Source organism: Mesorhizobium sp. LCM 4576 (assembly GCF_001854815.1).
Lineage (GTDB): Bacteria > Pseudomonadota > Alphaproteobacteria > Rhizobiales > Rhizobiaceae > Mesorhizobium > Mesorhizobium plurifarium.
Genome location: NZ_MDDT01000001.1, coordinates 1 through 21,589, shown reverse-complemented (window position 1 = coordinate 21,589; position 21,589 = coordinate 1). Strand labels below are relative to the sequence as shown.

The 21,589-nt window shown below is 65.0% G+C and carries 19 protein-coding genes and 1 pseudogene; 10 read left to right on the top strand and 10 right to left on the bottom strand.

All coding sequences use genetic code 11. The annotated features are described in order from the left end of the window. From LCM4576_RS00095 to LCM4576_RS00070, 6 genes and pseudogenes are all read left to right on the top strand, one after another. Positions 1–473: pseudogene (locus tag LCM4576_RS00095) on the top strand (ABC transporter substrate-binding protein); the annotation flags it as partial. 273 nt (positions 474–746) lie between these two features. Beyond that, complete coding sequence (locus LCM4576_RS00090; protein ID WP_071029531.1) at positions 747–1,733, top strand: ABC transporter permease; 987 nt, start codon at positions 747–749, stop codon at positions 1,731–1,733. Further along, entirely contained in the window at positions 1,730–2,560 is an 831-nt protein-coding gene (locus LCM4576_RS00085; protein ID WP_071029529.1) for an ABC transporter permease, read from the top strand. Before LCM4576_RS00090 ends, LCM4576_RS00085 begins: the two co-directional genes overlap by 4 nt. Beyond that, positions 2,557–3,573 (top strand): ABC transporter ATP-binding protein, encoded by a 1,017-nt coding sequence (locus LCM4576_RS00080; RefSeq protein WP_071029527.1) that lies wholly within the window; start codon positions 2,557–2,559, stop codon positions 3,571–3,573. Before LCM4576_RS00085 ends, LCM4576_RS00080 begins: the two co-directional genes overlap by 4 nt. After that, entirely contained in the window at positions 3,570–4,346 is a 777-nt protein-coding gene (locus tag LCM4576_RS00075; RefSeq protein WP_071029525.1) for an ABC transporter ATP-binding protein, read from the top strand. The genes LCM4576_RS00080 and LCM4576_RS00075 overlap by 4 nt, the downstream gene beginning before the upstream one ends. A gap of 64 nt (positions 4,347–4,410) precedes the next feature. Continuing rightward, positions 4,411–4,917: an L-2-amino-thiazoline-4-carboxylic acid hydrolase gene (locus LCM4576_RS00070; RefSeq protein WP_041006487.1), complete on the top strand. Its 507-nt coding sequence runs from the start codon at positions 4,411–4,413 to the stop codon at positions 4,915–4,917. Between the two features lie 175 nt (positions 4,918–5,092). On the opposite strand, the gene LCM4576_RS00065 is transcribed toward LCM4576_RS00070, so the two are convergent. The 8 genes from LCM4576_RS00065 to LCM4576_RS00030 all read right to left on the bottom strand — a co-directional run bounded on the left by LCM4576_RS00065 (position 5,093) and on the right by LCM4576_RS00030 (position 13,848). Continuing rightward, positions 5,093–5,878 carry a DeoR/GlpR family DNA-binding transcription regulator gene (locus LCM4576_RS00065; protein ID WP_244510553.1) on the bottom strand — a complete coding sequence of 262 codons (786 nt, stop codon included), beginning with the start codon at positions 5,876–5,878 and terminating at the stop codon, positions 5,093–5,095. A 69-nt stretch (positions 5,879–5,947) separates the two neighbouring features. Continuing rightward, positions 5,948–7,246 (bottom strand): FAD-binding oxidoreductase, encoded by a 1,299-nt coding sequence (locus LCM4576_RS00060; RefSeq protein ID WP_071029523.1) that lies wholly within the window; start codon positions 7,244–7,246, stop codon positions 5,948–5,950. 2 nt (positions 7,247–7,248) lie between these two features. After that, positions 7,249–8,619: a glutamine synthetase family protein gene (locus LCM4576_RS00055; RefSeq protein ID WP_071029521.1), complete on the bottom strand. Its 1,371-nt coding sequence runs from the start codon at positions 8,617–8,619 to the stop codon at positions 7,249–7,251. A gap of 386 nt (positions 8,620–9,005) precedes the next feature. Further along, positions 9,006–9,767: an SDR family NAD(P)-dependent oxidoreductase gene (locus LCM4576_RS00050; protein WP_071029519.1), complete on the bottom strand. Its 762-nt coding sequence runs from the start codon at positions 9,765–9,767 to the stop codon at positions 9,006–9,008. Positions 9,768–9,778: 11 nt separating this feature from the next. Beyond that, positions 9,779–10,591: an ABC transporter permease gene (locus LCM4576_RS00045; protein ID WP_071029516.1), complete on the bottom strand. Its 813-nt coding sequence runs from the start codon at positions 10,589–10,591 to the stop codon at positions 9,779–9,781. Continuing rightward, the gene (locus LCM4576_RS00040; protein ID WP_071029514.1) at positions 10,591–11,454 is read right to left on the bottom strand and encodes an ABC transporter permease; all 864 of its coding nucleotides are present in this window, start codon (positions 11,452–11,454) and stop codon (positions 10,591–10,593) included. The genes LCM4576_RS00045 and LCM4576_RS00040 overlap by 1 nt, the downstream gene beginning before the upstream one ends. Before the next feature lie 77 nt (positions 11,455–11,531). After that, positions 11,532–12,695 carry a PotD/PotF family extracellular solute-binding protein gene (locus LCM4576_RS00035; RefSeq protein WP_071029512.1) on the bottom strand — a complete coding sequence of 388 codons (1,164 nt, stop codon included), beginning with the start codon at positions 12,693–12,695 and terminating at the stop codon, positions 11,532–11,534. Then, positions 12,676–13,848 (bottom strand): ABC transporter ATP-binding protein, encoded by a 1,173-nt coding sequence (locus LCM4576_RS00030; RefSeq protein ID WP_244510551.1) that lies wholly within the window; start codon positions 13,846–13,848, stop codon positions 12,676–12,678. The genes LCM4576_RS00035 and LCM4576_RS00030 overlap by 20 nt, the downstream gene beginning before the upstream one ends. 82 nt (positions 13,849–13,930) lie before the next feature. Here LCM4576_RS00030 and LCM4576_RS00025 point away from each other — a divergent pair, with 82 nt between their 5' ends. From LCM4576_RS00025 to LCM4576_RS00015, 3 genes are all read left to right on the top strand, one after another. Next, complete coding sequence (locus LCM4576_RS00025) at positions 13,931–14,743, top strand: helix-turn-helix transcriptional regulator (protein WP_052468900.1); 813 nt, start codon at positions 13,931–13,933, stop codon at positions 14,741–14,743. A gap of 128 nt (positions 14,744–14,871) precedes the next feature. Next, positions 14,872–15,570, top strand: coding sequence for a GntR family transcriptional regulator (locus LCM4576_RS00020; protein WP_071029508.1), 699 nt, complete (start codon positions 14,872–14,874; stop codon positions 15,568–15,570). A 456-nt stretch (positions 15,571–16,026) separates the two neighbouring features. Continuing rightward, positions 16,027–17,382, top strand: a complete 1,356-nt coding sequence (locus LCM4576_RS00015; RefSeq protein ID WP_041010372.1) for a glutamine synthetase family protein — start codon at positions 16,027–16,029, stop codon at positions 17,380–17,382. A 43-nt stretch (positions 17,383–17,425) separates the two neighbouring features. On the opposite strand, the gene LCM4576_RS00010 is transcribed toward LCM4576_RS00015, so the two are convergent. Both LCM4576_RS00010 and LCM4576_RS00005 read right to left on the bottom strand, forming a co-directional pair. After that, positions 17,426–18,601, bottom strand: coding sequence for an acetate/propionate family kinase (locus LCM4576_RS00010; RefSeq protein ID WP_040987454.1), 1,176 nt, complete (start codon positions 18,599–18,601; stop codon positions 17,426–17,428). Positions 18,602–18,663: 62 nt separating this feature from the next. Beyond that, positions 18,664–21,045 carry a phosphoketolase gene (locus LCM4576_RS00005; RefSeq protein WP_071029506.1) on the bottom strand — a complete coding sequence of 794 codons (2,382 nt, stop codon included), beginning with the start codon at positions 21,043–21,045 and terminating at the stop codon, positions 18,664–18,666. A gap of 215 nt (positions 21,046–21,260) precedes the next feature. Between LCM4576_RS00005 and LCM4576_RS36205 the strand changes: the two genes are divergently transcribed. Next, a complete protein-coding gene (locus LCM4576_RS36205) occupies positions 21,261–21,467 on the top strand; it encodes a hypothetical protein (protein ID WP_131803195.1) in 207 nt (68 codons plus the stop codon). Positions 21,468–21,589: the final 122 nt, after the last annotated feature.

Below are 21,589 nucleotides of genomic sequence, written 5' to 3'. Positions count from 1 at the left end.
CGCCCTACTTCAACGAGACGAAGCAGTTCGGCGACTATCTGCGCCAGGCGCTCGCGGCCATCGGCATTGACGCCACGATCGTCAACAACGATTCCGCCGCGCACATCAAGGCGGTCTACACCGACCACGCCTTCGACCTTGCCGTCGGTCCGCCGGTGTTCCGTGGCGACCCGGCGATCTCGACCACCATCCTGGTGCAAAGCGGCATTCCCGACGGTGTGCCCTTCTCCAACCAGGGCGGCTACAAGAACGCCGACCTCGACGCGCTGATCGTCAAGGCATCCGAGACGCTGGATACGGCGGCCCGCACCGAGCTCTACAAGGAGTTCCAGAAAAAGGTCGCCGCCGACCTGCCGCTGATCAACGTCGCCGAATGGAGCTTCATCTCCGTCGCCCGCGATACGGTCGGCAACATCGCCAACAACCCGCGCTGGGCTGTGTCGAACTGGGCGGACACCTATTTGGAATCGTGACACACTCGCGCGGATGAGAGTTCGCGAAGAAATCGGAATTTGGCCGGAGGCCGCGTTCCGTCACCCCCCTCTCTGTCCTGCCGGACATCTCCCCCTCAAGGGGGGAGATCAGCAGTTTCTCTGTCCCGCCAGTTCTGCAACGTTGGAGATTAGCGAAGCCCTCGATGAAATCCAATCTCCCCCCTTGAGGGGGAGATGTCCGGCAGGACAGAGAGGGGGGACTGGGCTCGGCTTTTCCTGTAACCAGCCTTCCCCCCACCCACCGAGGCGCGCATGACCCGCGCCCTCCGCCTCCTGCGCCGCCGTCTCGTCGGCAGCGTCTTCGTGCTCCTCATCGTCGTCATCGGCAGCTTCCTGCTGCTCGAAGCCGCCCCCGGCGACGCCGTCGACGCCTACATCGTCTCGACTGGCGGCGATGCCGGCATGATCGAATTGCTGCGCCACCGCTGGGGCCTCGACCAGTCGGAGCTGACGCGCCTCGCCAACTATCTCTGGGCGCTGCTGCATCTCGACCTTGGTCAGTCGGTCACCTTCTCGCGACCGATCCGCGACGTCATCTTCGAGCGCCTGCCCACCACGCTGATCCTGATGGGCAGCGCCACCGCGCTCTCCTTCGGCCTCGGCTCAGCGCTCGGCATCTATGCCGGCGCGCGACCCGGGAGCTTCCGCGACCGCTTCCTGTCCGTCGGCTCGCTGGCGCTCTATGCCGTGCCCGGCTTCTGGCTCGGCCTTGTGCTCATCGTCGTCTTTGCCGTCGATCTGCGCTGGCTGCCGATCGGCGRCATCGAGACCATTGCGTCGGCCAAGACCGGGTTTAGCCGCGCCGCCGACATCGCCACCCATCTCGTGCTGCCGGTCTCGGCGCTGGGCTTCATCTATCTCGCGCTCTATCTGCGCATGATGCGCGCCGGCATGGCCGAGGCCTGGCGGCAGGATTTCGTGCTTGCCGCCCGCGCCCGGGGCCTGACGCGCGGCCGCATCGTGCTTGCCCATGTCGCCCGCAACGCGCTCCTGCCTCTCGTCACAATGCTTGGCCTGCAATCGGCGCAGATGCTGGGCGGCAGTGTCGTCATCGAAAGCGTCTTCGCCGTGCCCGGCCTTGGCCGCCTGGCGCAGGAAGCCGTCGCCGGCCGCGACACGCCGCTGCTGCTCGGCATCATCCTGGTCAGCGCCGTTCTCGTCATCGTCATCAACCTTCTGGTCGACCTCGCCTATGCTTTCCTCGATCCGCGCGTCGGTGCCGGCGAGGCAAGCGCATGAGCCGCCTGCGCCGTTTTTTGAGCACGCCGGAAGCAGTCGCCGGCGCGTTCATCCTCGCTTTGCTGGCCGTCATGGCGCTGGTGGCGCCGCTGCTCTTTTCCGGCGACCCGCAGGCGATCGCCGGCCCGGCGCTGCAGCCGCCTTTCCGGGACTGGTCGCTRCCGCTCGGCACCGATCGGCTCGGCCGCGACGTGCTGGCGGAGCTGTTCCATGGCGCCCGCACCTCGCTGGCCGTCGGCCTGGCGGCGGCCGCCRCCGCGCTCCTGATCGGCGCGGTGGTCGGCACTTTGGCCRGCTTCGCCGGAGGGCTCGTCGATGAGGTGCTGATGCGCGTCACCGATGCGTTCCAGACCGTGCCGAGCTTCCTGCTCGCGCTGGCCTTCGTCAGCATTGTCGGTCCCTCATTGGGCGTCGTCGTCGCGGCCATCGCGCTTAGCGCCTGGACCGGGCCGGCGCGGGTGGCGCGCGCGGAAGTGCTTTCGATCCGCGAACGCGACTATGTCGCCGGCGCCCGCGTCATCGGCATGCATCCGCTCGAGATCGCCTTTCGCGAGGTGTTGCCCAATGCCCTGCCGCCGGTGCTGGCGCTGTCGTCCGTGATCGTGGCGGCCGCAATTCTGACCGAAGCAGCGCTGTCCTTCCTTGGGCTGGGCGATCCGAACCGCGTCACCTGGGGCGGCATGATCGCCGAAGGCCGCACGGTGCTGCGCACGGCGCCGTTCCTGTCGATCGTGCCAGGCGTCGCGCTCGTGCTGACCGTGCTCGGCGTCTACCTCGCCGGCGAAGGCGTGGTGGAAAGCACCGCGGTGCGCAGGAGCCTGTCGTGATCGCGCTGCTTTCCATTCGCGATCTGTCGGTAGCCTATCGGCGCGACAGTATTGAGGTGCCGGCACTGAAGGGCGTCGGCCTGGAAGTTGTCGCGGGAGAGCGCCTGGCGATCATCGGTGAAAGCGGCTCGGGCAAGAGCACGCTGGCGCTGGCGGTTGCGGGGCTGTTGGCGGGGGGTGCCAAGGTTGGCGGGACGCTTGAGTGGTCAGCAAGCCAATTACAGAAGCCTCGTTCTGTCACACCCCCCTCTGGCCTGCCGGCCATCTCCCCCGCAAGGGGGGAGATTGGCAGCTCCGCCGACGGCTCATCTCCTCCTGCAACTCTGGAGATTGGCGAAGGCGGAGATGACGGCCTAATCTCCCCCCTTGCGGGGGAGATGCCCGGCAGGCCAGAGGGGGGTGTGCCGGAACGCCGACCACCCGCGATTGGCGAAAACCAGGCACCTCGCCTCGGCCGTGACATCGGCTTCGTCTTCCAGGACCCCTCTTCCAGCCTCGACCCCGTGATGCCGGTCGGCAAGCAGATCGCCGAGGTCGCCCGCACCCATCTCGAACTGACCTGGCCCGAAGCCTACGCCAAGGCCAAAACCCTGCTCCAACGCGTCCGCCTCCCCGACCCGGGCTCGGCCCTCCGCGCCTACCCGCACCGGCTCTCCGGCGGCCAGAAGCAGCGGGTGGCGATCGCTGCCGCCATTGCCGCCGGGCCGAAGCTGTTGATCGCCGACGAAGCCACCAGCGCGCTCGACACCATCGTCCAGGCCGAGATTGTCGCCCTCATCCGCAGGCTGGTTGCCGAGGACGGCATGACGCTCATCTTCATCAGCCACGACATCGCGCTTGCAGCCTCGCTTGCCGATCGCATCGCCGTTCTGCGCCACGGCGAACTGGTCGAACTTGGCGAGACCCGACGGCTCATCGAAGCGCCGCGCCATGTCTATACGCGCGCCTTGCTCGAGGCCCATCTCGGCCTCGATGCCAAGCCGTTGCTTGACCGGCAAGGCGCTTCGGCATGAGCGTGCTTGCCGTCTCCAGTCTCACCAAGCGCTATCGTCGCGGCGATAAACCGTTCGCGRCAGTCGACGATGTGTCCTTCGAGATCGGGCCCGCGGAGACGCTGGCGCTCGCCGGGCCGTCCGGCAGCGGCAAATCCACCATCGCCAGGCTGGTGCTGCGGCTGATCGAGCCCGATGCCGGCCGCATCGCATTCGAAGGCGCGGATTTCCTCGCGCTGTCGGGCGCCGCGCTGCGTGCGCRCCGCGCCCGCCTGCAGATGGTGTTCCAGGATCCGCTCGCCGCCTTCAACCCACGCGCCACCGTGGCGCGCGTGCTGGACGATCCCATGCGCATTCACAACATCGCCACGCGCGCCGAGCGCCCGCGCCGCATCGCGGCGTTGCTGGAGCGCGTCGGCCTCGACGCCGGCCTTGCCGCGCGCGCCATCCACGAGATTTCCGGCGGCCAGCGCCAGCGCGTGGCGATCGCCCGCGCCATCGCCACGCGGCCTTCGCTGATCGTGCTCGACGAGGCCGTGTCGGCGCTCGATGTCTCGGTGCGCAGCCAGATCCTCGAATTGCTGCTCGACCTGCAAAGGCAGGAACGGATCGCCTATCTGTTCATTTCGCATGACCTTGGCGTCATCCGCGCCGTCGCGCACCGCGTCATCATCCTCGACGCCGGCCGGATCGCCGAGAGCGGCGATGCCCGCGCCGTCATCGCCGACCCGCAATCGGCGATCGGCAAGGCGCTTGTGACGGCGACGCCAAGATTGACCAGGAGCCGACCATGATCCCGGAAAGTGGCAACCGATTTGCGGACAGGATCATGGTCAAAAAACAAGATCAGGACGCACCATGACCGATCCCGAAGCAGCCAGGGCCGAGAAACTGTCGCGCGAGCTCGATTCCGCCTTCCGCAACCGCGCCGACCTCTACCGCCTCTTCCTCGACGAGCTCACCGCCGAGCTCGGCGCCGAGAAGGCCGAGGCGGTCATGATACGCACGATCGAAAAGCGCGGCCGGGAAGTCGCAGCAGCCGCTTTCGCCGATTTCGGCCCCAACGACGCGCCGGCAATCGGCGAGGCGTTCCTCGCCGTCAGCCCCGATGGCGGTCGCATGTATCCGACCCAAGTCGAGCGCGGGCCTGACCACATAGCCTTCAAGGTCAAGCGCTGCCCGCTGAAGGACGCGTGGGTCGAGGCCGGCGTCGGCGAGGAGAAACTTACCACGCTCTGCCGCATCGCCGGCGCCTTCGACCGCGGCCTGTTCGAGGCGACCGGCGTGCGCTTCGCCAATATCACCTGGACGCCGGGCCACGGCCCCGGCTGCTGCCACATCGCGCTGACCAACCGCGACGCTTAATGCGCGTCGCGCTGAAGTGGATTCAGTCGACGCGCTTTAAGTCTTTGTTTTGATGCATGTCGTTCCCCCAAAACCGCTGCGCACTTTTGGGCGACATGCATTAGAGCAATTCCAGGAAAAGTGCGTCGCGGTTTTCTGTGCGGAATTGCGCGAAACAAGGAGATAGAGCCGAGAATTATTCGGCAAAGACATGCAGCTCGCCGCCCGCCTCGTCGATCGCGGCGCGCAGCTCCGCTGCCGGCTCGCTRTCGGTGACGACATCGGAAATCTCGCTCAGCGCGCAGATCCGCTCGAGGCCGCTGCGGCCGAACTTGTCGTTGGTGACGACCARCATGGTCGACAGCGATCGTGCCATCATCGCCCGCTTCACCGCCGCCGCGCCCGAGATCATGTCGCTCGGCCCTTCGGCATTGAGCGCCGAGGCGCCGATGATGGCGATATCGGCATTGTAGCGGCGCACAAATTCGACCGTGTCCTCRCCGAGCACCGCGGCCTCGCGGCTGTCATAGGTGCCGGGGCAAAGGATGACGCGGAAGCCCGGATTGGCGCCGGCCACCGRGGCGACGCCGACGGAGTTGGTGATGATGGTCAGATCCCGCCCAAGCTGCGAGAGGCTGCGCGCCACCTCGTAGGTGGTCGACCCCCCATCGATCATCACGATGGAGCCTTTCTCGATCAGTCCGGCGGCGCCGCGACCGATGCGGGCCCGCTCCTCCACCATGGTGAGGCCGCGCTCGGCGATAACCGGTTCCGACGTCACCAGCGAAATGGTGGCGCCGCCATAGGTGCGGTTGATGAGCCCTGCTTCGCCGAGTTCGATCAGGTCGCGGCGGATGGTCTCGCCGGCGACGCCGATGCGGCGCGCCAGCTTCGAGATGCGGATCGAGGCCGAGCGCCGCACCTCTGACAGGATCAGCTCGTGGCGTTCTTTCTTGGTCAGTCGGCCCGGCTCGATGTTCATCGGTATTCCTTCCCGGGATTTCGTTCCCGGCGTGGGGACACTAGCCACGCCGGGAATAGGAAGCCAGCGTCAGTGTCTGAGCCTATCGCGCATCGCATACCACAGCATGCCGAGCACATAGAGCGGACCGCGCAGCGCCGTGCCGCCCGGGAACGGCAGCGGCGTCAGCGTCGAGAACAGGTCGAGCCGCGAGGCGTCGCCCGTGATCGCTTCCGCCAGGAGCTTGCCCGACAGCGTCGACAGGATGACGCCCTTGCCGGAATAGCCATGCGCAAAATAGACCTCGCCATAATGCCCGACATGCGGCAGGCGCGACGTCGTCACCGACACAAGCCCGCCCCAGGCGTGGTCGATGCGGCAGCCCTTGAGCTGCGGGAAGGTCTTTTCCATGTGCGGCCGCACGAAGCCGGCAATATCGGCCGGCGGCGACGGCGTGTAGCGCTCGCCGCCGCCGAACAGCAGGCGGCCGTCCGCCGACATGCGGTAGTAATTGACGACGAACAGCGTGTCCGAGACGGCGACATTGGCCGGAACGACATTGCGCTCGCCCAAAGGCTCGGTGGCGACGATATAGTTGCCGACCGGCATGATGCGGCTGTTGACACGCGGTTCCAGCCCCTTGAGCAACGCATCGCCCGCCARCACCACATGCCGGGCGCGGACAGAGCCCTTGTCGGTGAACACCCGGATCGACGGCTCACGCTCCAGCCGGACGGCGACCGAGTTCTCGTGGATGACGACGCCCGTTGCAGAAGCGGCGCGGGCGAGCCCCAGCGTGTAGTTCAGCGGATGCATATGGCCGCCGAGCCTCTCGTAGACCGCGCCCTGATAAGGCGTATCCACCATCTGCCGCGCCTGCGAAGCCGACAGGATCTCGACATCGGTGAACTTCATCACCTTGGCGAGGCATTCGGCCTCTTCCTCGAAGTCGCGCACATCCGAAGCGCTGAYGGYGCCGACCAGATGGCCGGTCTGGCGCAAGTCGCATTCGATGYCGTGGCGCCCGATGATGTCGAGCACCAGTCCGCGCGCCTCGAAGGCGAGGTCGAACAGCGCCTTCGCCCGTTCCGGCCCGAAAGACTTGACCAGACCCCTGGCGCCCTTGCGCAGGCCGGGGATCATCTGGCCACCATTGCGGCCCGAGGCGCCCCAGCCGATCTTGCCGCCTTCGAGCAGCACCACCTTAAGGCCACGCTCGGCCGCATGCAGCGCCGCCGAAAGGCCGGTGCAGCCGCCCCCAACCACCACCAGGTCGGCCTCTACATCGCCGGCTAACGCCAGATGATCGGGCGCCGGATTGGCGGTGGCGACATAATAGGATTTGCCGATATCGAGACCGGAATTGAAACCCGTCGAACGCGAAGCCATGGTCACACCTTGAGCAGCAGGTGGTCGCGTTCCCAGGACGTCACGACGCTCTGGAACAGGTCGAGCTCGACGCTCTTCACACGCAGGTAAGTCTGGAAGAGGTCCTCGCCGAGCAGCGCTCGCACGGGCTCGCAGGCGGCGAAACGGTCGAGCGCTTCCTCCATCGTCTTTGGCAGCGTGCTCTTGCTTTTATAGGCATTGCCGAAGGCCTCTTCCGAGCGCGGAAGCTTCTCCTCGATGCCGAGATAGCCGGCAATCAGCGAGCCGGCCATAGCGAGATAGGGATTGGCGTCCGCCCCAGGCAGCCGGTTCTCGATGCGGCGCGCGGCGCGTCCGCCCAGCGGCACGCGCAGTCCGCAGGAGCGGTTGTCGTGYGACCATTCGATGTTGGCCGGCGMGCTATGGCCGGGCCGGATGCGCCGGTACGAATTCGCATGCGGCRCAAACAGCGGCATGATTTCGGGGATATATTTCTGCAGGCCGCCGATGAAATGCGAGAACATCTCGCTGTCTTCGCCGTCCTCGCCGGCAAACAGAGGCTCGCCCTTCCGGTCCACGATCGACATGTGCAGATGCATGGCGCTGCCGGCCTGCGCGGCGATCGGCTTAGCCATGAAGGTGGCGTGCATGCCGTTCGCCTGCGCGATCTGCCGCGCCARGCGCTTGAACAGAAGCACCTGGTCGGCGAGCGTCAGCGGATCGCCATGAARCAGATTGATCTCGAGCTGCGCCGTGCCGGATTCATGGATCAGCGTCTCCACCGGCAGGCCGGTGATGGCGGCATGCTCATAGAGCCGCCGCGTCACGGCTTCGAACTCTTCCATCGCCTGCATGTCGTAAGGATGCTGCACGCTTTCCGGCCGGCCGTTGCGTCCCACCGGCGCCGTGATCGGACGATCCGGATCGGGATTTGGCGCCGTCAAGTAGAATTCGAGCTCCGGCGCCATCACCGCGCGCCAGCCGCGCTGCTCATAAAGGTCGAGCACGGCTTTCAGCACATGGCGCGGCGAAGCCATCCAGGGTCGGTCGTCCATGTGGAACGTGTCGGCGAAAACATAGGCTCGGCCCGCGCTGCCGGGCGCAAGGCATAGGCTCGAAACGTCCGGCACCATGCGCATGTCCGGATCCTGGTAGGCGAAGCCTTCGTCGATGGAGCCGGAATAGCGGCCATCTATGGCGACCAAGAAGGCACTGCTCGGCAGATAGAGCGCGCGGTCGTCGAGCGCCTTGAGGAACTTGGCCACCGGCAAGGTCTTGCCGCGCAGCACACCGTTGACGTCCGGCACGAAGCATTCGACTTCGTTGATCGCGTGCGTCTTCAGCCAGCTTTGCGTGTCCGCGCCGGGGATTGAAATGTTCAGATTGTCAGGCATTGGTCATGTCCGTACGAAGGAGAGATCGCTTCGGCGGGCATGTCCGTTCCGGGTAGGGCGTTATCTAAGCTGCGTTATCCGAGGACGGACGCCCGCCTGATGACCGGCCGAAAGGCCGGGTGCAGAACGCCTCGCACCCCTTCGGTCCAGCCGTCACGAACCACATGCGAACCGACCTTGGTCTCCTCCGCGCGCTGCAGGTTCTCGTGGCGGCAGCAGCGCATGATCAGTGGTACCCGGCGCGCGCAAAAGAAATACCGCCGGCAAAAACCGGATGCCTTTCGCGGTWTTGCTGTTTTGCAGCTTTCATGACGGGTCTCATCGAAGTGGAACCCATGATTTGAACCATCATCGCCGCCGGCGCAAGTCCGCTTTGCTGGAGCAGATCAACCGATGCTCTCGCCGCCGTCGATCACCAGGGCCTGTCCGGTCATGAAAGACGAACGGTCGGAGACGAGGAACAGGATCGCCTCCGCGATCTCCTGCGCGCTCGCCCAGCGCCCCATCGGGATCTTGGTGCGGACATAATTCTCGATTGCGTTGCGCCCGCCCATCTGGGCGATGAACGGCGCGTTGAAAGGCGTGTCGACCCAGCCCGGGCAGAGCGCGTTGATGCGCACATTGTGCTTGGCGTAGTCGAGCGACATCTGCCGGGTCATCGCCACCACCGCATGTTTGGAGGTGGCGTAGGCGATCATCTCGCGGTCGTAGAACACCCCGGAATTGGACGCCGTGTTGAGGATGACGCCGCCGCCCTGAGCGATCATTGCCGGCATGACCGTCTTGGCCGCCAGGAACTGCGCCCGCACATTGATCCGCCACGAGGCGTCCATCCCGTCCGTGCCGACTTCCGTCAGCGTACCGCCGACCTGGATGCCGGCATGGCTGTGCAGGATGTCGATACGGCCATGCTTACTGAGCGTTCCCTCTATGAGGCCCTCGACGGCCGTATCGTCGCCGACATCGGTGGCGACGGCCTCGGCGCGGCCGCCGGCTTCGCGGATGTCGGAAGCGGTGGCTTCGCCGGCCGCCGGATCGCGGTCGGCGATGACCACGAGCGCTCCTTCCCGCGCCATGATCATCGCGCCGGCGCGCCCGATGCCCGATCCAGCGCCCGTGACGATGGCGATGCGGTCTTTCAAGATCATGGATTGGTCTTTCAAGGCGATGGCTTCCGTCGGCCGAGCTGCCATTGGGCGAGGAGCACGAGCAGGACCGACGCGCAGAGCACGATCGTCGCGATGGCATTGATCTCCGGCGTCACGCCGCGCCGGATCGAGGCGAAGACGTAGATCGGCAAGGTCGTCTGCGCGCCGGCGACGAAGAAGGCGATGATGAAATCGTCGAAGGAGAAGGTGAAGGCGAGCAGGAAGCCGGYGATCACCGCCGGCATGATCTGCGGCAGCACGATCGAGCGGAACGTCGTCAGCGGCGTGGCGTAAAGGTCGCTCGAGGCCTCGACCAGGTTGCGGTCGAGGCTCGCAAGCCGCGTGCCGACGATCATCGTCACCAGCGCCATGGAGAACAGGCCGTGCGCGGCGATGATCGAGCCGTAGCCCAGCGAAAGCCGCGGCGGCTGGTCGGTCGGCCACAGCGAGGCGAGGAACGGATTGACGACGGCGAAGAGTTGCACCAGCGCCACCAGTGTCGAGATGCCGATGACGACGCCGGGAACGACGATCGCGGCGCCCAGCAGCGCGTCGAAGAGCGCCCGCGTCCGCGCGCTGACGCGCTGCAGTCCGAGCGCTGCGGCCGTGCCGCAGAAGGCCGCGAGCAGCGCGCTGGTCGTGGCGATGAACAGGCTGTTCTTCAGCGCCTCGACCAGGAAGGGATTGGACAGCGCCTTGCCGTACCATTGTACGGAGAAGCCGGTGAACTCGCTGGCATGGTGGCCGGCATTGAAGGAGAACAGCACGACCAGCGCGATCGGCAGATAGAGGAACGCAAAAACGGCAACGACGAAGGCGCGCATCAGATCAGGTCCACCCGGCGTGCGCCCGAAAGCCGGGTCGAGATGCGGTTGGYGACGATCAGCACCACGACCGAGACCAGCACCAGCGTGATGGCGATGGCCGATCCGAATGGCCAATTGCGTGATTGCAGGAAGAGATCGACCAGTGCGTTGCCGATGAAGAACACCTTGCCGCCGCCGAGCAGCGTCGGGATCAGATATTCGCCGAGCAGCAGGATCATCACCAGCGAGAAGCCGGTCATCACGCCGGGCAGCGACAGCCTCAGCGTCACGCCGAGGAAGGTCGACAGCGGCGTGGCACCCAGGTCGGCGGAGGCCTCCAGCAGCCGGCGGTCGAGCCGCTCGAGGCTGACATAGATCGGCAGGATCATCAGCGGCAGATAGCCGTAGACGATGCCGAGCAGCACCGCGCCCGGCGTGTTGATCAGCCTCAGATCCTCGATGCCGACATAGGCGAGCAGGGCGGGGATGCCGCGCCCGCCGAGGATGTACATCCAGGCATAGGTGCGCATCAGAAGGCTGGTCCAGAACGGGATGACGATCAGCGCGAGCAGGATCAGCCGCCAGCGATCAGGCGCCCGCAGCGCCAGATAGTAGGCGACCGGATAGGCGACGAGCAGGCAGGCCAAAGCGCCGACAGGCGCCAGCACCATCGTGTTCCAGAAGGCGGTCGCCCGCGCCGGCAAATTGGCGTATTGCGCAAAGGTGAGCGCCGTCTGATAGCCGCCCTCCGGCGCCCGCTCGCCGACGCTGAAGATGGCGATGGCGACGAAGGGCAGCACCAGGAAGACGACCAGCCACAGCGCCGCCGGGGCGAGCAGCAGCGCCGTCACGAGGTTTTTGCGAAAGAGACTGCGGYGCATCGGGAAAGCCGGTTGGGAGCCGGCGGGCATTTGCCCGCCGGTCGCATTGTCTGGATCGGGTTTGTGACCGGTCTCGCTCAAGCCGACTTGAAGCGCGCCATCAGCTCGGCGCGGCCCGGATCGGTCAGCGTCGCGGCGGCGCCGAACTCCAGCGGCTTCAGCAGGTCGGCCGCCGGATAGAGGATCGGGTTGTCCAGCACTTCCTTGGGCAGCAGCGCGTTGACCCGCGCATCGGTCGAGGGCGCGCCATTGGCCAGATGCTCCTTCACCGCGACCTTCGGGTTCATCAGGTAGTTGAGCAGCGCATAGCCGGCCGGCTTGTTCGGCGCGTCCTTCGGGATGGCGTAGAAGTCGGTCCAGATCTCGCCGCCTTCCTTGCCGAGCACATAGGCGATCTCGGGGATGTCGCGATGAAGCTGCGCGCYGTCATTGGTCCAGCACATCGTCATCCAGGCATCGCCGGCGCRCATTCCCGGCTGGTAGTCGCTCGACACCGCGAACAGATGCGGCTTGACCTTGAGCAGCAGCTCCTCGGCCTTGGCGAGCTCGTCCTGCTTCAGCGAGTTGAACGAGTAGCCGTAATATTTCAGCGCATTGCCGATCGTGGTCAGCTGATAGTCATGCACCATGGTTCGGCCGTCGCCCTCGGCCATCGCGGTATCCCAGAATTCCTTCCAGCTTGACATCGGCTTGCTGAGCTTCTTGGTGTTGACGGCGAAGCCAGTCGTGCCCCAGTTCTTCGGCACGGCATAGATCGTGCCGTCGATCGTGCCTTCAGYGGTGAARCGCGCATCTTCCGACTTGCCGTCGAAATTGCCGAGCTTGGCCATGTCCAGCGCCTCGATGATGCCGAGCTTCTTGTAGGTCGAAATCGTGTAGTTGGTTGGCACGAACAGGCTCCAGCCCGATCCGCCGGCCTGCAGCTTGGCCAGCATCTCCTCGTTCGATCCGAAGACATTGACCTCGACGGCGACGCCTGTGTCGGCCTTGAAGTTCTCGAAGGTCTGCGGGTCGTGGTAGTTCGGCCAGGTGGCGATCGACATGYGGTCGCCGAGATTTTCGGCGGCGAAGGCCGGCGTCGGCATGATGCCGAGCTCGCGCGCCATCACCGCGGTCGCGACGCCGAGGCCGGTGAGGCCAAGGAAGTCGCGCCGGCTGATCGAGCCGCGCTTCAGGCGCATCAACTGGTCGACGAATTTATCCGGGGTTATCGGCAGTCCGTCACGATAGGATTTCGGCATTTTGGTCTTCCCTCTGGTTGGTCCCGTTATTGTTGGCATGCGGAAACGCCAGCGGCGCTCCGGCGGCAAAGCCGATGGYGACGGGTTCGCCCGGCTTGAAGAGATTGCCCTGGCCGATCACGTGGTCGGCCTTGGCAAGCAATGATCCGATGCCCTGGACCTCGATCGCGTATTCCGCCGTCGAGCCCAGGAAGATGCGGTTGCGGACGATGCCTTTCAGGCTGCCGCCTCCAGGCGCCGACAGGCTGAGCGATTCCGGCCGCAGGCTGACCGATACCGCCTCGCCCCGGGAGAGCGGCACCCGCTTGCGCGCCGCAATCACCGTGCCGTCGGCAAGCGCGACATCGACGAGGTCGCCCGAAAGACCCGCCACCTTGCCGCTCAAGAGATTGGTTTTGCCGACAAAATCGGCGACGAACAGATCGGCCGGCTCGTCATAGATCTCGCTCGGCTGCCCGAGCTGGACGACGCGGCCGCCATTCATGACGCAGACGAAGTCGCTCATCGACAGCGCCTCCTCCTGGTCGTGAGTGACCAGCACGAAGGTGATGCCGATCTCGCGCTGCAGGTTCTGCAGCTCGATCTGCATGTCCGTGCGCAGTTTCTTGTCGAGCGCGGCCAGCGGCTCGTCGAGCAAAAGCACCGCCGGCTTGTTGACCAGCGCGCGGGCGAGCGCGACGCGCTGCTGCTGGCCGCCGGAGAGCTCGTGGATCTTGCGCCGCCCGTAGCCGGCGAGCTGCACCATGGAAAGCGCCTCGCCTGCCCTCTGGCTGATCTCGCGCGACGACAGCCTGGGCCGCGCCTGGCGCAGCCCGTAGGAGATGTTCTCTTCGACATCGAGATGCGGGAACAGCGCATATTGCTGGAACACCATATTGACCGGGCGCCGGTAGGGCGGCGTTCCGGCCATGTCGCGGCCGCGGATCAGCACCTGACCCTCGCTCGGCTGCTCGAAGCCACCGATCATGCGCAGGCACGTCGTCTTGCCGCAACCGGAAGGGCCGAGCAGCGCGACGAAGGCGGAAGGCGGGATGGCAAGGTCGATGCCGCTCACCGCGGTGACCGCGCCATAGCGCTTGGTGACCGCGCGAAATTCGATATCGGGCACTGCAGTCAAGCCACGGGCTCCAGCGACAGCGTGAGGCAATGTCATGACGCTAGCAGAGCCAATGGCACCTAGTATATACCTCGCAGGTGGTATATTCAGCCGATTTTATCGTTTAGAGGGGTATGGATTGGTCGCCTCCCGCAGTGACGACTACAATGCCTTGGCTGCGGTGATAGCCGCCGCGCGCGAGACGGGCGGCGACAATTTCGGCAAGGCGATCGTTGGCTGGCTGCGCGGCCATGTCCGTTTCGACCATTGCGTGATCTTCGGCTATCGCGGTGCCGCGCGGCCGCCGCTCCTGTTCGAGACCTTCTCGCCGGCGGAGAGCCACATCTTCGTCGCGCTCTATCAGGACGGGCCCTATCTGCTAGACCCGTTCCATCACGCCGCGGTCGAGCGCAAGGAAGGTTTCTGGCGCATGCGCGAGTTGGCCCCGGACCGCTTCTATGCCAGCGAGTACTACCGCTCCTATTACAGCCAGACCCGGCTTGCCGAGGAGGTCGGCTTCTTCGTGCCGCTGGCCGGCAAGGATGCRCTGGTGCTGTCGCTGATGCGGCTGCGCGCCACCGGACCATTCGGAACGGCGGATGCCAGGCTGCTGCGCGACATGGCGCCGGCGGTGATCGGCTTCTGCAGGCGCCGCTGGCCCGCTTTGCCCGCCGAAGAGGTTGCGGTCCAGCCCTCCGGCGAAACGGCGGCGATGACCAACGAGCTCGACCGCGCCCATATCTGGAAAAGCCTGTCTCTGACCTTACGCGAAAAGCAGGTCGTCGACCTGGTGCTCCAGGGCCACTCCACGGAATCGATCGCCAGGGCGCTGCGCATCGTGCCGGGGACCGTCAAGGTCCACCGCCGCAACATCTACCGCAAGCTGAAGATCAAGTCGCAGGCCGGTCTCTTCGCCCGCTTCGTCGAGATCATCGACGCGCGGATCGGATAGCAACCCCGGCCGCCTTGCGGCAGCTCGCGATGAACGTCTATCGTGCGGCCGAAACGGCCGGCCAGGTATCCCGGCCTCGGATCGAGTGACGAAACAGATTTCAGGACGGATCAGGCAGCGCAGAGCCAATGGCCGACAAAACACGATTCGGACTGACCGCCCTCGATACAGTGCCCCTGCATGAAAAAGTCTATCTGGAGCTCGTGCGGGCRCTGATGTCGGRCCAGCTCCAGCCTGGCCAGAAGCTGACCTCGCGCAAGCTCGCCAAGGAGCTCGGCACCAGCGACATGCCGGTGCGCAGCGCCTTCATGCGGCTGCAGGCRCTGCGGGCGCTGAGCCCGATGCCGAACGGCAGCGTCGAGGTGCCGCTGCTTTCGGCCGACCGCTTCCAGCAGCTGACCGCCGTGCGCACGGTCCTGGAAGGCACGGCCGCCGAGCTCGCGACAAAGCGCATCAACGGCAACAACCTGCGCGCGATCCGCCGTCTCTGCGCCGAGCTCACCCAGGCCGCCCGCAGCGGCGACATCGACGCCTATCTGCGCAAGAACCATGACTTCAAGTTCGGGGTCTACCGCCATTGCGGCAACGAGCAGATGATCTTCCTGATCGAAACGGTGTGGATGCAGGTCGGCCCTTTCCTGCGCAATCTGCGCAWCGGCTTCGAGGACGACCTCGCCGGCATTCTCGGCATCGACTATCACGAGGAAGTCGTGGCGGCGATCGAGGCCCGCGACGGCGGAAGGRCGCGAGCCGCGATCGTGCGCGATATCGCCGAAGGCGCGACGCACATCCTGGAGCAGATCAGGTTCCCGAAACAGCGGCATTAGGAGAAGCCTTCGAGATTGGCCGCAGCCTCCGTGACCTCGTCATCCACGGGCGGAGCGACGCGAAGCGGAGCGCAGACCCGAGGATCCATTCCATGACCTTGATCGTAGGGCGCTGAGGAGCAGAATTCTGCATCGTGGCAACGCCTCAACTTCACGGAATGGATCCTATGGTCTGCGCCGCGTCGCTTCGCTCCTTGCTCCGCCATAGGATGACGACGGAACGGGCGTTGCGGCCAATTCCCAACTCCCGGCTTGGCTTTCCTCCACTCGCCAGCTATGTTGCRATCGCAGATCGCACAAAACGGACCCGAAATGCCTCCCGATATCCCGGCTAGTGAATTGAAAAAATGAAGGAAACCCGCTCGGCATCAGCCGCGCTGACCTTCACGAACTCACAAGCTGAAAATTGGATATCGTAGCCGGCAGGGCTACAGCACCCAGAAAAGGGGCTGGAAATTGAGCGATGCGATTGCGGACGTTTTGAAGTGGCTGGACAGCAGGAAGGACATCCAGAGCCTCAGGGCTGCGGTGTGCGACCTGAACGGCATCATGCGCGGCAAGCGCATTCCGGTCGAGCAGGCGCGCAAGGCGCTCGAAGGCAAGCTGCGTATGCCCTACTCCGCCATCGGGCTCGACATCTGGGGCGAGGACATCGAAGGCAACGCCCAGGTGTTCTCGACCGGCGACGCCGACGGGCTTTGCCACTGGACGGGCCGCGGCATCCTGCCCGTCAACTGGACGGCGCATCCGACGGCGCTGTTGCCGGTCTGGTTGGCGGATGACAGCGGCGCTCCCTACCTTGGCGATCCGCGTCGCGCGCTTGCCCGCATCCTCGACCGCTACGCCGCGCTCGGCCTGACGCCCGTCACCGCGACCGAACTCGAATTCTACCTTGTCGACCCGACCTCGCAGCGGCCTGTCGGGCCGGTTTCACCGGTGACCGGCAGGCGTCTCGATTCCGACGCGGCGCTCTCGATCGACGAGGTCGACGATTTCGAAGCCTTCATCCACGATATCTACGAAGCCTGCCGCATGCAGGATATTCCTGTCGACACCGCCATTGCCGAGAACGGCGTCGGCCAGTTCGAGATCAATCTCAACCATGTGCCCGACGCCTTGCGCGCCGCGGACGATGCCGTTCTCTTCAAGCGCACCGTCAAGGGCATCGCGCGCAAGCATGGCTTCGCCGCCTGCTTCATGGCCAAGCCCTATGGCGAGCGCGCCGGCAATGGTTTTCACGTCCATTTCAGCGTCCTGGACAGGCAAGGCCGCAATATCTTCGACGACGGCTCGGATCAGGGCTCCGACACCATGCGCCATGCGGTCGGCGGCCTGCTTGCCGCGATGGCGCAAAGCACGCTGGTGTTCGCGCCGCATTTCAATTCCTACCGCCGGCTGCGGCCCAGATCCTATGCGCCGACCGCCGTCGCCTGGGGTTACGAAAACCGCATGGTGGCGATCCGCATTCCGGGCGGTCCGTCGGCCGCGCGGCGCATCGAGCATCGCGTCTCCGGCGCCGACGCCAATCCCTATCTGGTGCTGGCGGCGATCCTCGGCGCGGCGTTGATCGGCATCGAGCGCCAGCTCTCGCCTGGCGAGCCGACCGGCGGCGAGGGTCAGGGGCTGGCACTCGCCAAGCTGCCGCCCGACTGGGCCTCCGCGATCGCCGCCTTCGAAACCGGCCCGCGCGTCGCCGAGATCTTCCCGGACGTGCTGCGCGACGCCTTCGTCGCCTGCAAGCGCCAGGAGCTGAACACGTTCGCCCTCAACGTCAGCGACTTCGAGATCGAGACCTATCTGGAGAGCGTTTAGATGCCAGATCGGCGCATGCAGCTCGGCCAGGCGGCTGTCGTAATCAACCCGCCTCGAAATCGAGCATCTCCGCAGCCACTGCGCGCTCTTCGTCCGCTGCAATGACGAGCACGTCGACAGGGGAATCCCCGGTGCTGGCCAATTCTTTGTTGTTCGCGTTCAGCTCCTTGTCGAGCGCAACGCCCAGCCATCCCACGGTTTCGCAGATCCTCTGTCGGATCACGGGCGCATGCTCGCCGATGCCCGCGGTGAACACGAGCGTATCAAGCCCGCCTATCGCCGCGGCAAGCGACCCTATCTCACGCCCGACACGATAGACGAAGAGATCGACAGCGCGCGTGGCCGCCGCATCTTTCGACGCAAGCAGCGTCTGCATATTCCCGGAGATGCCGGATACCCCGAGCAGACCGGATCGTTCGTAGAGCAAATCGGCAAGTTCGTTCGGCGACAGCTTCCGCTCTTGCAGGAGGTGCAGGAGGACGCCGGGATCAATCGCCCCGCAACGCGTGCTCATGACCAGGCCGTCAAGCGTCGAGAAACCCATGGTGGTGGCCTGGCTTGCGCCCGCTTTCATCGCGCAAAGGCTCGCCCCGCTGCCAAGGTGCGCAACGATCGTTTTGCCACCGGCGGCGGCGCCATAACGGTTGCGGAGCTCGTTGGCGATATGGCTGTACGAGAGCCCGTGGAAACCGTAGGAGACGATGCCTTGCTCCGACATCTCATGCGGCAGGCCGTAGAGTCTTGCGAGCTCGGGCTGCGCCGCGTGAAAGGCTGTATCGAAACAGCCGACCTGGATGGCATCGGGCAGAAGGCGGCTGGCAAGGTCGACCAGTTTCAGGTTGATCGCCTGATGAATCGGAGCGAGAGGTGCGAGCCCGCGCAAGGCGTCGAGCGTGCGCTGATCAAGCAGCGTTGCGCGGGCAAATTCCCGGCCGCCGTGCACGATCCGGTGCCCGACCCTGCGCACCCGCCGCAACAGGCCACGGTCCGCCAGATGGGATGCAACGGCTTCGAACGCCTTGTCGATGGAAATCGGTTGCTCGCCGAGGCTCCTGTCGAACGGCGGCGTCGTTGCCGTGGGCGCGACGTGAAGCCGGGGCCGCTCGCCGATCGACGAGACGCTGCCGCGCACCAAAAGATGAAGCTCGTCGCGCCCTTGAAAGGCGGCGAACTTCAGGCTCGACGAGCCGCCATTGAGGACAAGAATTATATCCGTCATGGTCGACCGGCCCCGGCCGCTTCTGGGGATCGGCAGCTCTCAGCCTGGCGCTTCGGCATCGGCTATTRCTCCCATTTCCAGCCGAGGATCTCGGGCATGTCCTGCCCATGCTCGCGGATAAAGGCGTGGTGATCGATCRGCTTCCCTTCCATGGCTTGTTTCAGCTGGATGTGAGCACCGGCCGGCTCAGGGATGCGGTCGAGCACGCCAAGCACCAGATGGTAACGGTCGAGCCCGTTGAGCACGGTCATATCGAAGGGCGTCGTCGTCGTCCCTTCCTCATTGTAGCCGCGCACATGGATGTTGTCGTGATTGGTCCGCCGATAGGTCAGGCGATGGATGGTCCAAGGATAGCCGTGATAGGCGAAGATGACGGGCCTGTCCCTAGTGAACAAAGCGTCGAACTCGCGATCCGAAAGCCCGTGCGGATGATGTTCTTTCGGCTGCAGGGTCATCAGGTCGACGACGTTCACCAGGCGAATCTTGAGCTCGGGAATGTGGCGTTTCAGGATCTGGACGGCGGCGAGCGTCTCGAGCGTCGGCACGTCGCCGGCGCAGGCCATCACGACGTCCGGCTCGTCGCCCCGGTCGGTCGACGCCCAATCCCATATGCCGATGCCGGCATCGCAGTGGACTTTCGCCTCGTCGATCGACAGCCACTGCCAGGAATTGGCTTTGCCGGCGACGATGATGTTGATGCGGTTCCATGTCTTGAGCACATGATCCGTCACGCAAAGCAGGCTGTTGGCGTCCGCCGGCAGGTAGACGCRCACCACGTCGGCCTTCTTGTTCAACGCCACGTCGATGAAACCGGGATCCTGATGGCTGAAGCCATTGTGCTCCTGCTGCCAGACGTGGCTGGACAACAGATRGTTCAGGGAGGCGATCGGCCGCCGCCATGCAAGCTTGCGGCAGGCATCCAGCCATTTCGCATGCTGGTTGAACATGGAATCGACGATGTGCGTGAAGGCCTCGTAGCAGGAGAAGAAGCCATGGCGCCCGGTGAGCAGGTAACCCTCCAGCCAACCCTGGCAGGTATGCTCGGACAGGATTTCCAGAACCCTGCCCTCCCGCGCCAGGTGAACGTCCTCCGGTAGTATCTCTTCCATCCAGGCGCGCTCCGTCACCTCGAAAACATCCTGCAGCCGGTTCGAAGCCGTCTCGTCTGGCCCGACGWTGCGGAAATTTTTGCTGGCTTGGTTCAACRTCAAAACGTCGCGCAGGAAACTGCCCATCACGCGGGTGGACTCCGCCTTGACGCCACCGGGCCGCTCGACCGCGACCGCGTGCTCATCCAGGCCAGGCAATTCKAGCGACCGGCGCAGCAGGCCGCCATTGGCATGCGGATTGGCGCTCATGCGCCTGTCGCCTTCTGGCGCGGTGGCGCGGATCGTGGCCATGGGCGCGCCACCGGTATCGAAAAGCTCCTCGGGCCGGTAGCTTCTCATCCATTCCTCGAGCATCCTTAGATGCGCGGGATTCTCGGCGAGGCCGGAGAGGGGTACCTGATGGGCGCGCCAGAACCCCTCGGTCTTCAGCCCGTCGACCTCCTTAGGGCCGGTCCAACCCTTCGGGCTCCGCAGCACGATCATTGGCCATTTCGGCCGAGACCGCGCCGTCTTCAGATCCCTGCGGGCCGCATCCTGGATCGCCTTGATGCGGTCGAGCGCAWCGTCGAGCACGATCGCCATCCGCTCATGCATCAGGGCGGGATCGTCGCCCTCGACGAACAGCGGCTCGTAGCCACAGCCGACGAACAGCGCGCGCAGCTCTTCCTCGGGGATGCGGGCAAGAATGGTGGGATTGGCGATCTTGTAGCCGTTGAGGTGGAGGATCGGCAGCACCGCGCCGTCAGACGCCGGGTTGAGGAACTTGTTGGAATGCCAGGAGGTGGCGAGCGGCCCGGTTTCCGCCTCGCCATCGCCGACGACGCAGGCGACGACAAGGTCYGGGTTGTCGAAGGCCGCGCCGTAGGCGTGCGAAAGCGCRTAGCCGAGCTCGCCGCCTTCATGGATCGAGCCGGGAACATCGGGCGCCGCATGACTTGGGATGCCGCCCGGAAACGAGAACTGCCGGAAGAGCTTCTTCATTCCGGCTTCGTCCAACGCTATATCCGGATTGACCTCGCTGTAAGTGCCCTCGAGGTAGGTATTCGCCACCATGGCGGGTCCACCATGGCCGGGACCGCAGACATAAATGACATTGGCGTCGCGCTGCCGGATTACTCGGTTCAAATGCGCATAGATGAAGCTGAGACCCGGCGAGGTTCCCCAATGGCCGAGCAGCCTTGGCTTGACGTGCTCCAACCGAAGCGGCTCGCTAAGCAGCGGATTGTCGAGCAGGTAGATCTGCCCGATGGTCAGGTAGTTGGYGGCACGCCAGTAGGCATCGATGTCGTGCAATTCCTGGGTGGACAAGCGATTGGTGCTGGGACRCTCGGTCATTTCTCATTCCTTCGCTGGTTCCAAGCCGACGCCGGCTGAAGCACAACGCATGGATGCTGCCACTGGTTCACGACGGCTCGGTGTCAAGGCCGTTCGTCATCGATCTATCCGGCGAAGAACGATCGAGCTTTGATCCATCGCAATGCCGGCCAAGGCGGTACCCGCCTTGAACCCAAACCCGGTCGAGCCTGCAGACCGTCGCGCAAGGCAAGTCGATGTCGTCTTCGTTTCAGGGCAACGAAGGCGCTGCAAAGCCTGGGCAGGATGCCGGCATGAAGCGAAGCGTGGTGTTGGATCAAATTCGCAGGCGGTTGCCGTTGAAATGCGCGGACGTGTTCATCCGCTATGTGCTTGAAGGCAAATGGCTACAAACAAAAACGCTCCCGGAGTTGGGCTCTCGGGAGTATTTTGGTTGGTTTTGAGGACAGAGATTTGGTTTTGTCCTGCGGCGTCGGCTTCGCCTCCTTGCGGGGGGCTGATGCGGGTTAAAATCGCCGGCGCTTGCAGCAAGATACAAAAGAGCCCGCGCGGTGGGGGCTCTTTT

Bases quoted from the DNA above. Each gene is read 5' to 3' on its own strand.
- LCM4576_RS00010 (WP_040987454.1), bottom strand. From the start codon at position 18,601: ATGACGGATATAATTCTTGTCCTCAATGGCGGCTCGTCGAGCCTGAAG.
- LCM4576_RS00050 (WP_071029519.1), bottom strand. From the start codon at position 9,767: ATGATCTTGAAAGACCGCATCGCCATCGTCACGGGCGCTGGATCGGGC.
- LCM4576_RS36205 (WP_131803195.1), top strand. From the start codon at position 21,261: ATGTCGTCTTCGTTTCAGGGCAACGAAGGCGCTGCAAAGCCTGGGCAG.
- LCM4576_RS00070 (WP_041006487.1), top strand. From the start codon at position 4,411: ATGACCGATCCCGAAGCAGCCAGGGCCGAGAAACTGTCGCGCGAGCTC.